Below are 16,500 nucleotides of genomic sequence, written 5' to 3'. Positions count from 1 at the left end.
CGCGACATGTTCGACACGATGACTCTGACCAAGGCAACGGGTGCGGTTTGCGGGTCGCTGCTGGTTTATCTTCTTGCAGCGTGGGCGGGGGAAGGCCTCTACCACGTCGGGCATGACTCGCATGGCGGCGAAGAGATCGCGCAGGCCTATTCGATCGACACGGGCGCCTCTGAAACCGCCAGCGCCGATGCCGAGGCCGCGCCCGACTTTGCCACTGTCTACGCCGCTGCGGTGCCCGCCGATGGCGAGAAGGTCTTCGCCAAGTGCCGCTCCTGCCACAAGCTGGACGGGTCGGATGGCGTGGGCCCGCACCTGAACGGGATCGTGGACAAGAACAAGGGCACGTCGGCGGGCTATGCCTATTCCGACGCGCTGGCCGCTCTGACGGGCGAAGTGTGGACGCCCGAGAACCTGAACGGCTTCCTTGAGAACCCCAAGGGTTATATGCCGGGCACCAAGATGTCGTTCGCGGGTCTGCCTGACGTCGAAGAGCGTGCAAACCTCATCGCCTATCTGGCGACCGTGCAGTAAGCGACGGGCGTCATGCCGAAAAAAGGGGCCGTTTCCCGTTGGGGAGACGGCCTTTTGCTTTGCGAAGGCCCCCCGCGCGCGGCCTTTCACGCAAACGCAACTTGTGACTTTGCGGCAAGGCGGTCTAGCTTCCGATCAAGACGATGGACGGGTCAGCCGTCCGTGGCAGGGGAGTACGGGATGATCAGACGCGGTGGCGGTGCGGGTCAGGCGAAGGTTGCAGCACGGGCGGCACAGCAGGCAGGGTCCGGCTTTCGATGGATCGGGGCGGGGTTTGTGGCGCTGGCACTGGCCGCTTGGGGCGTGGCGGCCAAGGCGCAGGGCGATGTCACCGTCAGCCACGCGATCACCACCTTCGGCGATCCGCCCAAGTATCCGGCCGACTTCCCCCATCTCGACTACGTCAATCCCGATGCGCCCAAGGGCGGCGAGATATCGCAATGGGCTTTTGGCGGGTTCGACAGCCTGAACCCCTATTCCGTGCAGGGCCGCGCCGCCGCGCTGGCCTCGGCGCCGTATGAATCCATCCTGACGGCCACGGCAGACGAGATCGGCACCTCTTACTGCCTGCTGTGCGAGACGATGGAGTATCCGGCCGACCGATCCTGGGTCATCTTCAACCTGCGGCCCGATGTGACCTTTGCCGATGGCACCCCGATGACGGCCGAGGATGTGCTGTTCTCGTACCAGACCTTCCTGACCAAGGGCCTGACCGATTTCCGCACGGTTCTGGCAGAACAGGTGGAAACGGCCGAGGTTCTGGGTCCCCAGCAGATCAAGTTCACCTTCAAGACCGGTATTCCCACCCGCGACCTGCCGTCCGAGGTGGGCGGTCTGCCCGTGATCTCGAAGGCGCATTACGAGGCGAATGGTCTGGACCTTGAGAAATCCAGCATGACCCCCTTCCTCGGCACCGGGCAATACGTTCTGGACCGCGTGGATGTGGGCAAGTCGATCACCTGGCGGCGCAACCCGGATTACTGGGGTGCGGACCTGCCCATCAATCGCGGGCGGGGCAATTTCGACACCATCCGCTTTGAATATTACGCCGACTATGACGCGGCTTTTGAGGGCTTCAAGGGCGGTGACTACACCTTCCGCACCGAGGCATCGTCGATCACATGGGCCACGCGCTATGACTTTCCGGCGATGGCCAGTGGCTGGGTGAAAAAGGAAGAGGTCCCGTCGGGCGCGAAGGCCAGCGGTCAGGCCTTCATGTTCAACCTGCGGCGCGACAAGTTCACGGATCCGCGGGTGCGGGAAGCGATCGGTCTGATGTTCAACTTTGAATGGTCGAACGCCACGCTGTTCTACGGGCTTTATGACCGGATCGATTCGGTCTGGGAAAACTCGATGATGGAACCCGAGGGGCCGCCGTCGCCTGAGGAAGTGGCGCTCTTGCAGCCCCTGGTGGACGAGGGGCTGCTGCCCGCCGCCATCCTGACCGATCCGCCGGTTCCCGCGCCCACCAGTGGCGAGCGGCAGTTGGACCGCCGCAATCTGCGCGCGGCATCCGCCCTGCTGGACGAGGCAGGCTGGGCCGTGGGCGATGACGGGTTGCGCCGCAATGCGGCCGGCGAGGTGCTGCGGGTGGAGTTCCTGAACGACTCGCCCAGTTTCGACCGGGTGATCATCCCCTTTGTAGAAAACCTGAAGGCGCTGGGCGTGGATGCCGTGCTGACGGGGATCGACAATGCGCAGATGGAAAGCCGCACGCGCCCGCCCGCCTATGATTTCGATATCGTCGTGGGCAATGCGCGGTCGGGCTATCTGTCGGGATCGGAGCTGAAGCAGTTCTACGGGTCTGCGACGGCGGATGTGTCGGCTTTCAACATCATGGGCCTGAAATCGCCCGCCGTGGACCGCATGATTGATGTGGTGATGGGCGCCCAGTCGATGGACGAGCTGACGGTGGCGACCAAGGCGCTGGACCGGGTGCTGCGGGCGGAACGGTTCTGGGTGCCGCAATGGTACAAGGCGGCGGATTGGGTGGCCTATCTCGACATGTATGAACACCCGGCAAATCTGCCGCCCTACGCGCTGGGCGAGCTTGATTTCTGGTGGTTCAACGCCGAAAAGGCCGAAGCCCTGCGCGCTGCGGGCGCGATCAGGTAAACGGAAGGCACAATTCCGAATGGGCGCCTACATCCTGCGTCGGCTTTTGCTGATCATCCCGACCCTCGTCGGGATCATGGTCATCAACTTTGCGCTCACGCAATTCGTGCCGGGCGGCCCCATCGAACAGGTGGCGGCGCGGCTGGAAGGCGATGGCGATGCGATGGAGGTCGTGTCGGGCGGCGGCGATGCCGGGTCCGGGTCACAGGGGCAGGATGACGGCTATATCGGCGCGCGCGGCCTGCCGCCCGAGTTTCTGGCGCAGCTTGAGGTGCAGTTCGGCTTTGCCCGCATCGTCTGTGACGAGGGCTTTACCGGTGCGCCGTCGGTTACCGCACCGGAATGTCAGAAGGAGATGATCCCGGCGACGGAACGCTTCTTCATCATGATGTGGAACTACATCCGTTTCGATTTCGGCGAGAGCTATTTCCGGTCGATCGAAGTGGTCGATCTCGTGCTTGAAAAGATGCCGGTGTCGATCACGCTGGGCCTGTGGTCCACGCTGATTGCCTATCTGATCTCGATCCCGCTGGGCATCCGCAAGGCCGTGCGGGACGGCACGCCCTTTGACACATGGACATCCGGGGCGATCATCGTGGGCTATGCGATCCCCGGCTTCCTGTTCGCCATCCTGCTTTTGGTGCTGTTCGCCGGCGGGTCCTATTTCCGCATCTTCCCGCTGCGGGGGCTGACGTCGGACAATTGGGAAGACCTGTCGATGTTGGGCAAGGTGGCAGATTACCTGTGGCACATCGCGCTGCCGGTGATCGCATCGACCATATCCAGCTTTGCCACGCTGACGCTGCTGACGAAGAACAGCTTTCTGGACGAGATCAAGAAGCAATATGTCATGACCGCCCGCGCCAAGGGCCTGAGCGAGAGCCGGGTGCTTTATGGCCATGTGTTCCGCAATGCGATGCTGATCGTGATCGCGGGCTTTCCGGCGCTGTTCGTATCCGTCTTCTTTGGCGGCAGCCTGATCATCGAGACGATCTTTTCGCTGGATGGGTTGGGGCAGTTGGGGTTCCGCGCGGCGGTGGAGCGGGATTATCCGGTGATCTTCGGCACGCTGTTCTTTTTCGGCCTGATCGGGCTGCTGATGGGGCTGATTTCAGACCTGATGTATGTCTGGATTGATCCCCGGATTGATTTCGGCACGCGGGGGACATGATGGCCGCCATGTCGCTGAAACTGTCTCCGCTGAACCAGCGCCGCTGGCGCAATTTCAAGGCCAACCGCCGGGCCTATTGGTCGCTGTGGATTTTCCTCGTGCTCTACGGGATCACGCTCTGCGCCGAGGTGATCGCCAATGACCGCCCCCTGCTGGTCAGCTATCGGGGCGAGTTGCACACGCCCTTCATGACCTTTTACCCCGAAACCGCCTTTGGCGGCGATTTCCGAACCGAGGCGAAATATTCCGATGTCGAGGTGCGCTGTCTGATCAAATCGGGCGGAAGCCTTGATTGCTGGGACGATCCGGAAGGCGTGATCGCGCAGGTCGAGGCGGGGACGCGGGCCGAGGTGGACCCGGAATTCGTGGAAGGCTGGATCGTCTGGCCGATCATTCCCTACAGCTACAACACGATCAACGATCTGCCGGGCGCGGCCCCTTCACCGCCGGATGCCAACCACTGGCTGGGCACCGATGACACGGCGCGCGACGTTCTGGCGCGGGTGATCTATGGTTTCCGCCTTTCGGTCAGTTTCGCGCTGATCGTGACGCTGATCACATCGGTCGTGGGCATCGCGGCGGGGGCGGTGCAGGGCTATTTCGGGGGTCTGACCGACCTGATCTTCCAGCGGGTGATCGAAATCTGGGGCGCGACGCCCAGCCTTTACATCATCATCATCGTGGCCGCGATCTTCACCATGGATTTCTGGCTGCTGGTGGGGCTGATGGTGTTGTTCGGCTGGACGGCGCTGGTGGGCGTGGTGCGGGCAGAATTCCTGCGGGCGCGGAATTTCGAATATGTCCGCGCGGCACGGGCCTTGGGCGTGTCGGATGCGGTGATCATGTTCCGCCATGTGCTGCCCAATGCGATGGTCGCCACGCTGACCATGCTGCCCTTCATCATCACGGGTACCATCGGCAGCCTTGCCACGCTGGATTTCCTTGGCTTCGGGTTGCCCGAAAGCGCGCCCAGCCTTGGCGAACTGACCCAACAAGCCAAACAGAACCTGCAGGCGCCGTGGTTGGGCTTCACCGCGTTCTTCACATTCGCCATCATGCTGAGCCTGCTCGTCTTCATCTTCGAAGGCGTGCGCGATGCCTTTGACCCGAGAAAGACCTTCCGATGACCGCGGTGCTGGAGGTAGACGGGCTGAACATCCGCTTTGGTCAGGATGGCCGGGTGATCCACGCGGTGAAGGGGGTCAGCTTCACCGTCGGCAAGGGCGAGACGGTCGCGCTGGTGGGCGAAAGCGGATCGGGCAAGTCGGTCACTGCGCTGTCCTCTGTGGCGCTGCTGCCCGACAGTGCCGAGGTGAGCGGGTCGATCCGCTATCTGGGGCGCGAGATGGTGGGCGCGTCCGAGGCCGAGCTGCGCCGGGTGCGGGGCAATGACATCAGCTTCATCTTTCAGGAGCCGATGACGAGTCTCAATCCCCTGCACACGATCGAGCGGCAGTTGGGCGAATCCCTGGCGCTGCATCAGGGCCTGTCGGGTGCGGCGGCGCGGGCGCGGATCGTGGATCTTCTGCAGAAGGTGGGCATCGCGGATGCCGAAAGCCGCCTTGGTGCCTATCCGCACCAGCTGTCAGGGGGGCAGCGGCAGCGGGTGATGATTGCCATGGCGCTGGCCAACGGGCCGGAGCTGTTGATCGCGGATGAGCCGACGACGGCGCTGGATGTGACGATTCAGGCGCAGATCCTGGATCTTCTGGCCGAGTTGAAGGCGAAAGAAGGCCTGAGCCTTTTGTTCATCACCCACGACTTGGGCATCGTGCGCCGGATCGCGGACCGCGTCTGCGTGATGCAGGGCGGCGAGATCGTGGAACAGGGCGCGGCCAAGGAGATTTTCGCCAATCCGCAGCACCCCTACACGCAGAAGCTGCTGGCGGCAGAGCCGCAGGGTGCGCCCGAGCCGGTGGCGGCGGACGCGGTCGAGGTGGTGCGGACCGAAAAGCTGCGCGTCTGGTTCCCGATCCAGCAGGGGTTCCTGCGCCGGACCGTGGGCCATGTGAAGGCGGTGAACGAGGCCAGCCTGTCCGTCCGGGCGGGCGAGACGCTGGGGATCGTGGGCGAAAGCGGATCGGGCAAGACGACGCTGGCGCTGGCCGTGCTGCGGCTGACGCCGTCAGAGGGCCGCGTGGTCTTTCTGGGGCGCGAGGTGAAGGATGTGCACGGTGCCGCGCTGCGCGCCCTGCGCCGCGACATGCAGGTGGTGTTCCAAGATCCTTTCGGCAGCCTGTCGCCCCGGATGACCGCCGAGCAGATCATCGCCGAAGGGTTGGGCGTGCACGGGCTGGAGCCGGGCCGCGACCGGCGCGAGATGGTGGCCGAGATCATGGCGGAGGTGGGTCTCGATCCCGCATGGATGGGGCGCTATCCGCACGAGTTTTCGGGCGGGCAGCGCCAGCGCATCGCCATCGCCCGGGCGATGATCCTGCGGCCCAAGCTGGTGGTGCTGGATGAGCCGACCAGCGCGCTGGATATGACGGTGCAGGTGCAGATCGTGGATCTGCTGCGATCGTTGCAGCGCAAGTGGGGTCTGGCCTATATCTTCATCAGCCATGACCTGCGGGTCGTGAAGGCGTTGTCGCACAGGGTGTTGGTGATGAAATCGGGTGATGTGGTCGAATCTGGCGCAGCGGATGAGGTTTTTGGCGCGCCGAAAAGTGCCTATACGCGTTCCCTGATGGCTGCGGCCTTCGGGGAGCGGGCGCTTTGAAGGTTCTTTTCGTACACCAGAACTTTCCCGGCCAATTCCTGCATCTGGCGCCCGAACTGGCCCGGCGCGGGCATGAGGTGCTGGCGCTGACCGATACCGTCAACAAGCGCGAGACGGGCATCCGCACCCTGCGCTATCGCCATCAGGCGCCCAAGGTGGACCCGGCAGCGTGCCGACTGGGCCGCAACTACACGCTGCAGAGCGACCGGGGCGTCACCGTGGCGCGCGCCTGCCTGCAGTTGCGCAAGGAGACGGGCTATGTGCCCGACGTGATCTTCGGTCATTCCGGCTGGGGCGAGACGCTCTTCCTCAAGGAGGTCTGGCCCGAGGCGAAGCTGATCGTCTATGCCGAGTTCTACTATCAGGGGCGCGGGGCCGATGTGGGCTTTGACCCTGAGGCGGGCGAGGCCGGGTTCGATCAGGTGATGATCGCGCAGGGGCGGGCGGCGCATCTGGGGCAGGCGATGCTGCATGCCGATGCCGGCGTGTCGCCGACGGAGTGGCAGGCCTCGACCTATCCGCCCGCGCTGCGGCGGATGATCGAGGTGATCTTTGACGGGGTGGATACCGCCGCGCTGCGCCCGGATCCGGCGGCGCAGGTCACCCTGCCGGATGGCCGGGTGCTGCGGGCGGGCGAAGAGGTGCTGACCTTCGTCAACCGCAACCTCGAACCCTATCGCGGCTATCACAGCTTCCTCAGGGCGCTGCCCGATGTGCTGGCGGCGCGCCCGCAAGCGCAGGTGGTGATCGTGGGGGGCGACGAGGTAAGCTATGGCCCGGCGCCCAAGGACGGGCGGCGCTGGAAGGACATCTATCTGGATGAGGTCCGGGACAGGCTCGATCTGGCCCGAGTGCATTTCATGGGCAAGGTGCCCTATCCGACTTTCGTTTCGCTGATGCAGGTCAGCCGGGCGCATGCCTATCTGACCTATCCCTTCGTGCTGTCCTGGTCGATGCTCGAATCGATGGCGGCGGGGGCCTTGGTCATCGGGTCCGACACCGCCCCGGTGCGCGAGGTGATCCGGCATGGCGAGAACGGGCTGTTGGTGGATTTCTTCGACATCGCGGGCTGGTCAAGGACCATGACCGCGGCGCTGGCCGATCCCGCGCGCTTCGCGCCGCTGCGCGCGGCGGCGCGGCGCACGGTGGTGGAACGCTATGACCTGCGCGGCATCTGCCTGCCGCGCATGGTGGCGATGGTGGAGCGCTTCGCGCCGTAGGATGGGCCGCGGCCCATCCTACCCGGCAGATCACGGCTCAGATCGCGGCGGAATGCTGGGCGCGCGACTGGTCATAGGCGTCGAAGGCGCGGGCGATCATGCGCGTCAGGGGCCGCGATCCGGGTGGGATGGCAAGGCCGTCGGGTGTGACGTCCACCATGCCGGGGAAGGCATCAGCGGCGCTGCGGAACAGGGTGTCGAGCCTGTCGGCCGTGGTGGCGAATCGGGCCAGAAGCTCGGCCCGGCTGACGCGGAAATCGGACATCAGCGCCTCGATGATCCGGGCGCGCAGCAGGTCTTCGCCCGCGAAGACATGGCCCCGATGGGTGGAAAAGTGGCCCGCGCGGATGGCGCGGGTATGGTCGGCGGTGCCAGAGGCGTTCTGGGCATAGCCCTGCGGGAAGCGGCTGATGGAGGAGGCGCCCAGCCCGATCAGCACGGGTGCGGTGTCATCGGTATAGCCTTGGAAATTCCGGCGCAGGCGGCCGGTGCGGGCGGCGATGGCCAGCCCGTCCTGAGGCCGGGCGAAATGGTCGATCCCGATCTCCTGATAGCCGTCCCATGTGAACAGTTGCTGGGCGGTTTCGAACAGGTCGAGCCGTTCCTCCGGGGTGGGCATGGCGTCGGAGGGGATCATCTGCTGGCGGCGGCTCATCCACGGGACATGGGCATAGCCATAGAGCGCCACGCGATCTGGCGACAGGGTCAGGAGCTTTTGCACCGAATTCGCGATGCGGGCCCGCGACTGGTGCGGCAGGCCGTAGAGGATATCGGCGTTCAAGCTGCGGATGCCCCGGTCGCGGATCATGTCGGCCACGCGGCGGGTGAGGTCATAGCCCTGTTCGCGGCCGATGGCCTTTTGGATTTCGGGATCGAAATCCTGCACGCCGATGGAGGCGCGGTTCATGCCTGCCGCGGAGAGCGCGTCGAGGCGGGGGGCGTCGATTTCGTTCGGGTCGATCTCGACCGAGAATTCGGCACCCGCCCCCAGCGGGACGGCGGCAAGGATCGTATCGGCAAGGTCGCGCATCAGATCGGCCGACAGGAGCGTGGGCGTGCCGCCGCCCCAGTGCAGGCGCGACAGCGTGATCCCGGGGGCGAGGTGGCGCCGCAGAAGCGCGATTTCGGCGCGCAGCGTGGCGGCATAGGCGCGCACGGGTTCGTCCGAGGTGGTGCCCTGCGTGCGGCAGGCGCAGAACCAGCAGAGCCTGCGGCAGAAGGGAACGTGCAGGTAGAGCGAGATCCGTGATCCGGCGGGGATGGACTGCACCCAATCCACGAACCGCGCCGCATCCACGCCCGGCGCGAAATGGGGCGCGGTGGGATAGCTGGTATAGCGCGGAACCCGCGCGTCAAAGAGTCCGAAACGGGTGAGTTGCGATTCCTGTGTCATTGCCCTAGCGTGATCGTTAGGGAAGACAAGAGCCTTGATGCAGATCAAACCCTGCAAGGGTGCGGGATCGCGGGGGCGAGGGACAGAAGGGCTGGCCATGGCACATCATGACCTGCAGGCGGTGTCTCAACAGTGCGGTGATTGCCCGATACGACATCGCGCCGTCTGTTCGCGTTGCGAGGCGGACGAATTGGCGCGGCTGGAGCAGATCAAATACTACCGCAGCTATGAGGCGGGGCAGACGGTGATCTGGTCCGGCGACCGGATGGATTTCGTGGCTTCGGTCGTGACGGGGATCGCCACGCTGACCCAGACGATGGAGGACGGGCGGCGGCAGATGGTGGGGCTGTTGCTACCGTCGGATTTCGTGGGGCGCCCGGGGCGGGCAACGGCGGCCTATGACGTGACGGCGACCACCGATCTGGTGATGTGCTGTTTCCGCAAGAAACCCTTTGAAGAGATGATGCAGACCACGCCGCATGTGGCGCAGCGCCTGCTGGAGATGACGCTGGACGAGTTGGATGCGGCGCGGGAATGGATGCTGCTGCTGGGGCGCAAGACGGCGCGGGAGAAGATCGCGTCGCTGTTGGCGATCATCGCGCGGCGGGATGCGGCGCTGAAGCCCAAATCGGCGAAGGGGGGGATCGTCTTTGACCTGCCGCTGACGCGGGAGGAAATGGCCGATTACCTTGGCCTGACGCTGGAGACGGTGAGCCGCCAGATCAGCGCGCTGAAGCGGGACGGTGTGATCACTCTGGAAGGCAAGCGGCATGTGATCGTGCCGGATTTTGATCGGCTGATGGAACAGACCGGCGATGACAGCGATGGCGGTTATCTGAACTAAGCTTATGAAATAAATAGTTTAATTTCACTGCCTTTCCCGACTTCCGTGTATACCCTGCGTGCAGCTTTCTGTGCAGCCGTGTGTGCATACAGTGTGCATACAGATTTCGGCAGATATGGGTGGCTAATCGTGGTTAACGGTGCTTTGGCGCACGAATTGGCGGGTGGGACCGCCTGCCGGTGATGCGGCGGTCTTTCCTGCCCTGCCATCTGGGCATGTCTTGGTTGCTGACGTGTAAGTGCGCCGCGCGCCCTGCCGGGGCAGGGCGCGCGGCGCGGATCAATGGGCCATCAGCACCGGCACCTCGGCCTGTTCCAGCATGTTGCGCGTGGCGCCGCCCATGATCGCCTCGCGGAAGCGGGAATGGCCATAGGCGCCCATGACCAGAAGATCGGCATCGGTATCGCGCAGCTGCCGGGCCAGCACGTCCGAGACACGCGGCAGGGTGCGGGCAAGCACCGTCACCTCGGCCTTGACGCCGTGGCGCACCAGCATCTGGCACAAAAGCCCGCCCGGATCAGACCGTTCCGGCCCGTGATGCGGCGGGTCGATCACCGTGATGGTCACAAGATCGGCCTGCTTCAGGAGCGGCAGCGCCTGGCGCACGGCGGCCATCGCCTCGGCGCTCTGGTTCCAGGCGATGAGGATGCGGCGGGGGGCGGCGGCGCGGCTGCCGCCCGTGTCGGGCAGGATCAGGACCGGGGCATGGCCTTCGAACAGCGCGGCCTCGGCCACGGCTTCGGCCTCGGGGCCCAGATCGGGGCCGTAGGGCCGGGGCAGGACCACAAGATCGGCAAAGCGCGCGCGTTGCGCCACCAGATCGGTCAGCGCGCCAAGCTGGGTGATCGCGGCCTCCATCGCGTGGCGCAGGGCGCGGTCCTGCCGGGCCAGCGAGGTGCGGGCGGCGGCCTCGATCGTGTGGGCATCCTGTTCGGCGCGTTCGGCCGCGGCGGCGAGGATGACGGCGCCCGAGCCCACATAGGAATAGCCCACCTGCGTGCGATCCACGCCAAGGGCGAGGATGTCGAGATGCGCGTCATGGGCCAGCGCGATCTGCGCGGCGCCCGAAATCGCAAGGTCGCAGCGATCTGGATCGGTCGCGACGGTCAACAGGGATTTGTAGGCCATGGGTGCCTCCTTCCTTTGGATGACACCTGTCTAGGGGGGGCCGGGGGCGGGTGTCCTTGACGGAGGTCAACCCGGACGGCGCTGAACGTTGACATGGATCAAGGCATGGGACGGCCGGGCGCTGCAAAAGCGGAACAGTCGCAAGAGGCCCCGCGTGACCGGAGACATCCATGCGCGGCGGGACACGAGACGAAGGGACGCAAAATGTGGGATTACACGAAACTGATCGTGCTGGGGCTGATCGCGCTGTTTGCCGCCATCGCCACGAACTACGCGCATGATCTGGCCTATCAGGTCAATGCGCTGGTGGTGATGCTGGCCGCGGGGGGCACATTCCTGTGGACGCTGCGCAGGATGGGCGAGCCGAAGCGGGCCAGGCCCAACGAATACATGGATGACGTGGTGCGCGCGGGCGTGATCGCGACGACGTTCTGGGGCGTGGTGGGCTTTCTGGTGGGTGTGTTCATCGCCTTTCAGCTGGCCTTTCCGGCGCTGAACTTTGAATGGGCGCAGGGCATATTGAACTTTGGCCGCCTGCGCCCGCTGCACACCAGCGCGGTGATCTTTGCCTTTGGCGGCAATGCGCTGATCATGTCGTCTTTCTACATCGTGCAACGCACCAGCGCGGCGCGGCTTTGGGGGGGCAATCTGGCGTGGTTCGTGTTCTGGGGCTGGCAGTTGATGATCGTGCTGGCGGCGACGAGCTATGTTCTGGGCGGCACGCAATCCAAGGAATATGCCGAAACCGTCTGGTATATCGACTGGTGGATCGTGGTGGTCTGGCTGTCCTTCCTTGCGGTGTTCATGGGCACGCTGATCAACCGCAAGGAGCCGCATATCTATGTGGCGAACTGGTTCCTGCTGGCCTTCATCGTGACGATTGCGATGCTGCATGTGGGCAACAACCTTGCGATCCCGGTGTCCATCTTTTCGTCGCAATCCGTGCAGGTCACGGCGGGCGTGCAGGATGCGATGATCCAGTGGTGGTACGGCCATAACGCGGTGGGCTTCTTCCTGACCGCCGGGTTCCTGGGGATGATGTACTACTTCATCCCCAAACAGGCCGAGCGGCCGGTCTATTCCTACAAGCTGTCGATCATCCACTTCTGGGCGCTGATCTTTCTGTATATCTGGGCGGGTCCGCACCACCTGCACTATACCGCGCTGCCGGATTGGGCATCGACGCTGGGCATGACCTTTTCGATCATGCTGTGGATGCCAAGCTGGGGCGGCATGATCAACGGGCTGATGACGCTGTCGGGCGCATGGGACAAGCTGCGCACCGATCCGATCATCCGGATGATGGTGGTGTCGGTGGGCTTCTACGGCATGTCCACCTTCGAAGGCCCGATGATGAGCATCAAGGCCGTGAATTCCCTGTCCCATTACACGGACTGGACCATCGGCCATGTCCATTCCGGCGCGCTGGGCTGGAACGGGATGATCACCTTCGGGGCGCTGTACTTCCTGACGCCGCGGCTGTGGAACCGCGAGCGGCTGTATAGCCTGAAGCTGGTGAGCTGGCATTTCTGGTTGGCGACGATCGGGATCGTTCTTTACGCGTCGTCGATGTGGGTGACCGGCATCATGGAAGGGCTGATGTGGCGTGAGGTGGATGCGAACGGGTTCCTTGTGAACGCCTTTGCCGACACGGTGGCCGCGAAATTCCCGATGTATGTGGTGCGCGGCCTGGGCGGGGGGATGTACCTCCTGGGGGCGCTGATCATGGCCTACAACCTTTGGATGACGGTGCGCGCGCAGCCCGCCAAGGCGCCCGTCAATGCCAACAATTTTGTTCCGGCCGAGTGAGGGGGGCAGGAGAGATGGCTTTTCTTGACAAGCACAAGGCGATTGAAACCCACGCGACCCTGCTTCTGGTCCTGTCCTTTCTGGTGGTGACCATCGGGGGGATCGTGCAGATCGTGCCGCTGTTCTATCTGGAGAACACGATCGAAAAGGTCGAAGGCGTGCGCCCCTACAGCCCGTTGGAACTGGCGGGGCGGGACATCTATATCCGCGAGGGGTGTTATGTCTGCCACAGCCAGATGATCCGCCCGATGCGCGACGAGGTGGAGCGCTACGGTCATTACAGCCTCGCGGCGGAATCGATGTATGACCATCCGTTCCAGTGGGGATCAAAGCGCACGGGGCCGGATTTGGCCCGGGTGGGCGGGCGCTATTCCGACGCCTGGCATGTGGATCACCTGACCGATCCCCAAAGCGTGGTGCCGGAATCGGTGATGCCGAAATACGGCTATCTGCTGAACCGCGATCTGGACGGGCGGTATATCGAGGGGATCATGGCTACCCATCGCATGGTGGGCGTGCCCTATGACGACGCCATGATGGAAAACGCCGTGGCCGATTTCCTGGCGCAGGCGGACCCGAACAGCGACTATGCGGGGCTGCAGGAACGCTATGCCAAGGCCAACGTGTCGAACTTCGACGGCCAGCCGCAACTGACCGAGATGGATGCGCTGATCGCCTATCTGCAGGTGCTGGGGACGATGGTCGATTTCTCGACTTTCACCCCGGATGCGAGCCGGTAAGGGGGGTGGGGCATGGAAACCTACAGCTTTCTGAGAGAGTTCGCCGACAGCTGGGCGCTGGTGGCGCTGACGCTGATCTTTCTGGGCGTGGTGGTCTGGGCCTTCCGGCCCGGAAGCCGGCCCCTGCATGATGCGGCGGCGGCGTCGATCTTCCGCCACGAGATGAAACCGGCCGACGCGGGGCGCGATGCCCCGGCCCCGAGCGAGAGGGAGGCGTGAGATGTGCGCCAAGCAAGTGACGCGAAAGCCCAGCGAACCGGTCGGGACGACGGGGCATGAATGGGACGGGATCGAGGAATTCAACAACCCGATGCCGCGCTGGTGGGTCTGGACCTTCTACGCCACGATTGTCTGGGCGGTGGGCTACATGATCGCCTATCCGGCCTGGCCGCTGATCAGCGGGGCGACGCCGGGGGTGCTGGGCGCCAGCACCCGCGCCGATGTGGCCGCCGAGATCCAGCGCTTTGACGAGGCCAATGCCGGGATCAAGGCGCAGCTTGTGGCGGCGCCGCTGGCGTCGATCCCCGCGGACCAGACGCTGATGGCCTATGCCGAACCGGCGGGGGCATCGGTGTTCCGCACCAATTGCGCAACCTGCCACGGGTCGGGCGCGGCGGGGGTGGAAGGCAAGGGCTATCCGAGCCTTCTGGATGATGACTGGCTGTGGGGCGGGACGATCGAGGATATCCATCTGACCATCACCCACGGCATCCGCAACACGACCGATCCCGACGCCCGCTATTCGGAGATGCCGAAATTCGGCGTGGACGGCTTGCTGGAGGATGCCCAGATCGACGCGGTGGTGGAACATGTGCTGGCCATCTCGGGACAGGCGCATGATGCCGCGCTGGCAGCAGAGGGGGCCACGGTCTATGCCGACAACTGCACGGGCTGCCATATGGAAGCGGGCGAGGGCGATCCCACGCAAGGTGCGCCCGCGCTGAACGATGCGATCTGGCTGTATGGCGGGAGCCGCGAGAAGATCAAGGAAACGGTCGTCTATGCGCGCTTTGGGGTGATGCCCGCCTGGGCCGGGCGGCTGACCGAGGACGAGATCCGCGCGGTCGCGGCCTGGGTCCACTCGCGCGGCGGCGGGGAGTGATCACAACGCCCCCGCAGGTGCGGGACAGGGCGGGGCCGACTGGCCCCGCCTCTTTTCGTTCCAAGCCCGGAAATTCTTTGGAAAGAATTTCCGGGCGGGGGGCAGAAAACTTTGCGGGCAAAGTTTTCTGAGGGCGCAGCGCCAAGAATTTCCCTTGGAAATTCTTGGCGCTGCGCCGCTGCCCTGCCGGGCGATCTGCGACAAAGATGCAGGTCTGATCCGGGTTTGATGCAGGTCAAGGTGCCGCCAGCCCGGCTGGCCGATACCTGACGGCAATCCGAATCCCGGGAGCCTTCCGTGACCAGCCCTGATGCCGAGCCCACCAGCCTGTACACCGCGCGCGAGCCGATCTTTCCGCGCCGGGTGAAAGGCGCGTTCCGCACGATGAAATGGTGGATCATGGCGGTGACGCTGGGGATCTATTACCTCACGCCGTGGATCCGCTGGGACCGAGGGCCGAACCTGCCCGATCAGGCGGTGCTGGTGGATCTGGCGAACCGGCGGTTCTTCTTCTTCACGATCGAGATCTGGCCGCACGAGTTTTACTTCGTGGCGGGGTTGCTGATCATGGCGGGGCTCGGGCTGTTTCTGTTCACCAGCGCGGCGGGGCGGGTGTGGTGTGGCTATGCCTGCCCGCAGACGGTGTGGACCGACCTTTACATCCTGGTCGAACGCTGGGTGGAGGGGGATCGCAACGCGCGCATCCGTCTGCACCGGCAGGGCTGGGATGGCGAGAAGATCCGCAAGCGCGCGCTGAAATGGACGCTGTGGCTGTTGATCGGGTTGGCGACGGGCGGGGCGTGGATCTTCTATTTCACCGATGCGCCGACGCTGGCCGCCGATCTGGTGCAGGGCACGGCCCACCCGGTTGCCTATCTGACGATGCTGATCCTGACGCTGACGACCTTTGCCTTTGGCGGGTTCGCGCGGGAGCAGATCTGCATCTACGCCTGTCCCTGGCCGCGCATCCAGGCCGCCATGATGGACGAGGACACGCTGACCATCGCCTATCGCGACTGGCGGGGCGAGCCGCGCGGCAAGCTGCATCAGGGTGAGGTTGCGGAGGGGCAGGGCGATTGCATCGACTGCATGGCCTGCGTGAACGTCTGCCCGATGGGGATCGATATCCGCAATGGCCAGCAACTGGCCTGCATCACCTGCGGGCTGTGCATCGACGCCTGCAACGACACGATGGACAGGATCGGCAAGCCGCGCGATCTGATCGGCTATATGGCGCTGACCGATGAGGTGCGCGAACGCGCAGGCCAGACGCCGAAATCGGTCTGGAGCCATGTGTTCCGGCTGCGGACGGTGCTTTACACCGTGCTTTGGGCCGGGGTGGGGATCGGGCTGGTGGTGGCGCTGTTCCTGCGATCCGAGATCGACGTGAACGTATCGCCGGTGCGCAACCCGACCTTTGTGACGCTGTCGGATGGCACGATCCGCAACACCTATGACATCCGGCTGCGCAACAAATCGGGCAGCGACGAGACCTATTCGATTTCGGTGACCTCGGAGGCGGGGCTGGTGCTGCGGCTGGAGGGCAGCGCGGATGCGCTGGTGCGGGTGCCGGCGAACGAGACGCTGCAGCAGCGGGTCTATGTCGAGGCGGCGCCGGGATCGGCGGCGGCGGTGGCGGACCGGACAGAGCTGCGCCTGTGGGTGGCCGATACGGGCAGCACGGCGCGGGTGCATCATGACACGGTCTTCAACGGGAAGGGGCAGTGA

General features: G+C 64.6%; 14 protein-coding genes. 12 read left to right on the top strand and 2 right to left on the bottom strand.

Features of this window, described 5'->3' with window-relative positions:
* Window positions 1-6: 6 nt before the first annotated feature.
* The 6 genes from GU920_RS05215 to GU920_RS05190 all read left to right on the top strand — a co-directional run bounded on the left by GU920_RS05215 (window position 7) and on the right by GU920_RS05190 (window position 7,756).
* Window positions 7-531, top strand: a complete 525-nt coding sequence (locus GU920_RS05215) for a c-type cytochrome (protein ID WP_161765882.1) — start codon at window positions 7-9, stop codon at window positions 529-531.
* A 180-nt stretch (window positions 532-711) separates the two neighbouring features.
* Complete coding sequence (locus GU920_RS05210) at window positions 712-2,646, top strand: extracellular solute-binding protein (RefSeq protein WP_161765881.1); 1,935 nt, start codon at window positions 712-714, stop codon at window positions 2,644-2,646.
* Window positions 2,647-2,665: 19 nt separating this feature from the next.
* Window positions 2,666-3,817 carry a microcin C ABC transporter permease YejB gene (locus tag GU920_RS05205; protein ID WP_161765880.1) on the top strand — a complete coding sequence of 384 codons (1,152 nt, stop codon included), beginning with the start codon at window positions 2,666-2,668 and terminating at the stop codon, window positions 3,815-3,817.
* 14 nt (window positions 3,818-3,831) lie between these two features.
* The gene (locus GU920_RS05200) at window positions 3,832-4,944 is read left to right on the top strand and encodes an ABC transporter permease (protein ID WP_161766533.1); all 1,113 of its coding nucleotides are present in this window, start codon (window positions 3,832-3,834) and stop codon (window positions 4,942-4,944) included.
* Window positions 4,941-6,536, top strand: coding sequence for an ABC transporter ATP-binding protein (locus tag GU920_RS05195; protein WP_161765879.1), 1,596 nt, complete (start codon window positions 4,941-4,943; stop codon window positions 6,534-6,536). Before GU920_RS05200 ends, GU920_RS05195 begins: the two co-directional genes overlap by 4 nt.
* Complete coding sequence (locus GU920_RS05190; RefSeq protein ID WP_161765878.1) at window positions 6,533-7,756, top strand: glycosyltransferase family 4 protein; 1,224 nt, start codon at window positions 6,533-6,535, stop codon at window positions 7,754-7,756. Before GU920_RS05195 ends, GU920_RS05190 begins: the two co-directional genes overlap by 4 nt.
* 37 nt (window positions 7,757-7,793) lie before the next feature.
* On the opposite strand, the gene hemN is transcribed toward GU920_RS05190, so the two are convergent.
* The gene (hemN, locus tag GU920_RS05185; protein ID WP_161765877.1) at window positions 7,794-9,149 is read right to left on the bottom strand and encodes an oxygen-independent coproporphyrinogen III oxidase; all 1,356 of its coding nucleotides are present in this window, start codon (window positions 9,147-9,149) and stop codon (window positions 7,794-7,796) included.
* Window positions 9,150-9,246: 97 nt separating this feature from the next.
* Between hemN and fnrL the strand changes: the two genes are divergently transcribed.
* The gene (gene fnrL, locus GU920_RS05180; protein WP_161765876.1) at window positions 9,247-9,993 is read left to right on the top strand and encodes a transcriptional regulator FnrL; all 747 of its coding nucleotides are present in this window, start codon (window positions 9,247-9,249) and stop codon (window positions 9,991-9,993) included.
* Between the two features lie 279 nt (window positions 9,994-10,272).
* On the opposite strand, the gene GU920_RS05175 is transcribed toward fnrL, so the two are convergent.
* Window positions 10,273-11,121 (bottom strand): universal stress protein, encoded by an 849-nt coding sequence (locus tag GU920_RS05175; protein WP_161765875.1) that lies wholly within the window; start codon window positions 11,119-11,121, stop codon window positions 10,273-10,275.
* A 204-nt stretch (window positions 11,122-11,325) separates the two neighbouring features.
* Here GU920_RS05175 and ccoN point away from each other — a divergent pair, with 204 nt between their 5' ends.
* The 5 genes from ccoN (at window position 11,326) to ccoG (ending at window position 16,500) form a co-directional block, all read left to right on the top strand.
* Window positions 11,326-12,930, top strand: a complete 1,605-nt coding sequence (ccoN, locus tag GU920_RS05170; protein WP_161765874.1) for a cytochrome-c oxidase, cbb3-type subunit I — start codon at window positions 11,326-11,328, stop codon at window positions 12,928-12,930.
* A gap of 14 nt (window positions 12,931-12,944) precedes the next feature.
* Window positions 12,945-13,670: a cytochrome-c oxidase, cbb3-type subunit II gene (gene ccoO, locus GU920_RS05165; protein ID WP_161765873.1), complete on the top strand. Its 726-nt coding sequence runs from the start codon at window positions 12,945-12,947 to the stop codon at window positions 13,668-13,670.
* A gap of 12 nt (window positions 13,671-13,682) precedes the next feature.
* Window positions 13,683-13,889, top strand: a complete 207-nt coding sequence (locus tag GU920_RS05160; protein ID WP_161765872.1) for a cbb3-type cytochrome c oxidase subunit 3 — start codon at window positions 13,683-13,685, stop codon at window positions 13,887-13,889.
* A gap of 1 nt (window position 13,890) precedes the next feature.
* Entirely contained in the window at window positions 13,891-14,772 is an 882-nt protein-coding gene (gene ccoP / locus GU920_RS05155) for a cytochrome-c oxidase, cbb3-type subunit III (protein ID WP_161765871.1), read from the top strand.
* A gap of 297 nt (window positions 14,773-15,069) precedes the next feature.
* A complete protein-coding gene (gene ccoG, locus GU920_RS05150) occupies window positions 15,070-16,500 on the top strand; it encodes a cytochrome c oxidase accessory protein CcoG (protein ID WP_161765870.1) in 1,431 nt (476 codons plus the stop codon).

It is taken from the genome of Paragemmobacter ruber, assembly GCF_009908315.1.
Lineage (GTDB): Bacteria > Pseudomonadota > Alphaproteobacteria > Rhodobacterales > Rhodobacteraceae > Paragemmobacter > Paragemmobacter ruber.
This window is presented reverse-complemented; position numbering and strand designations above follow the sequence as displayed.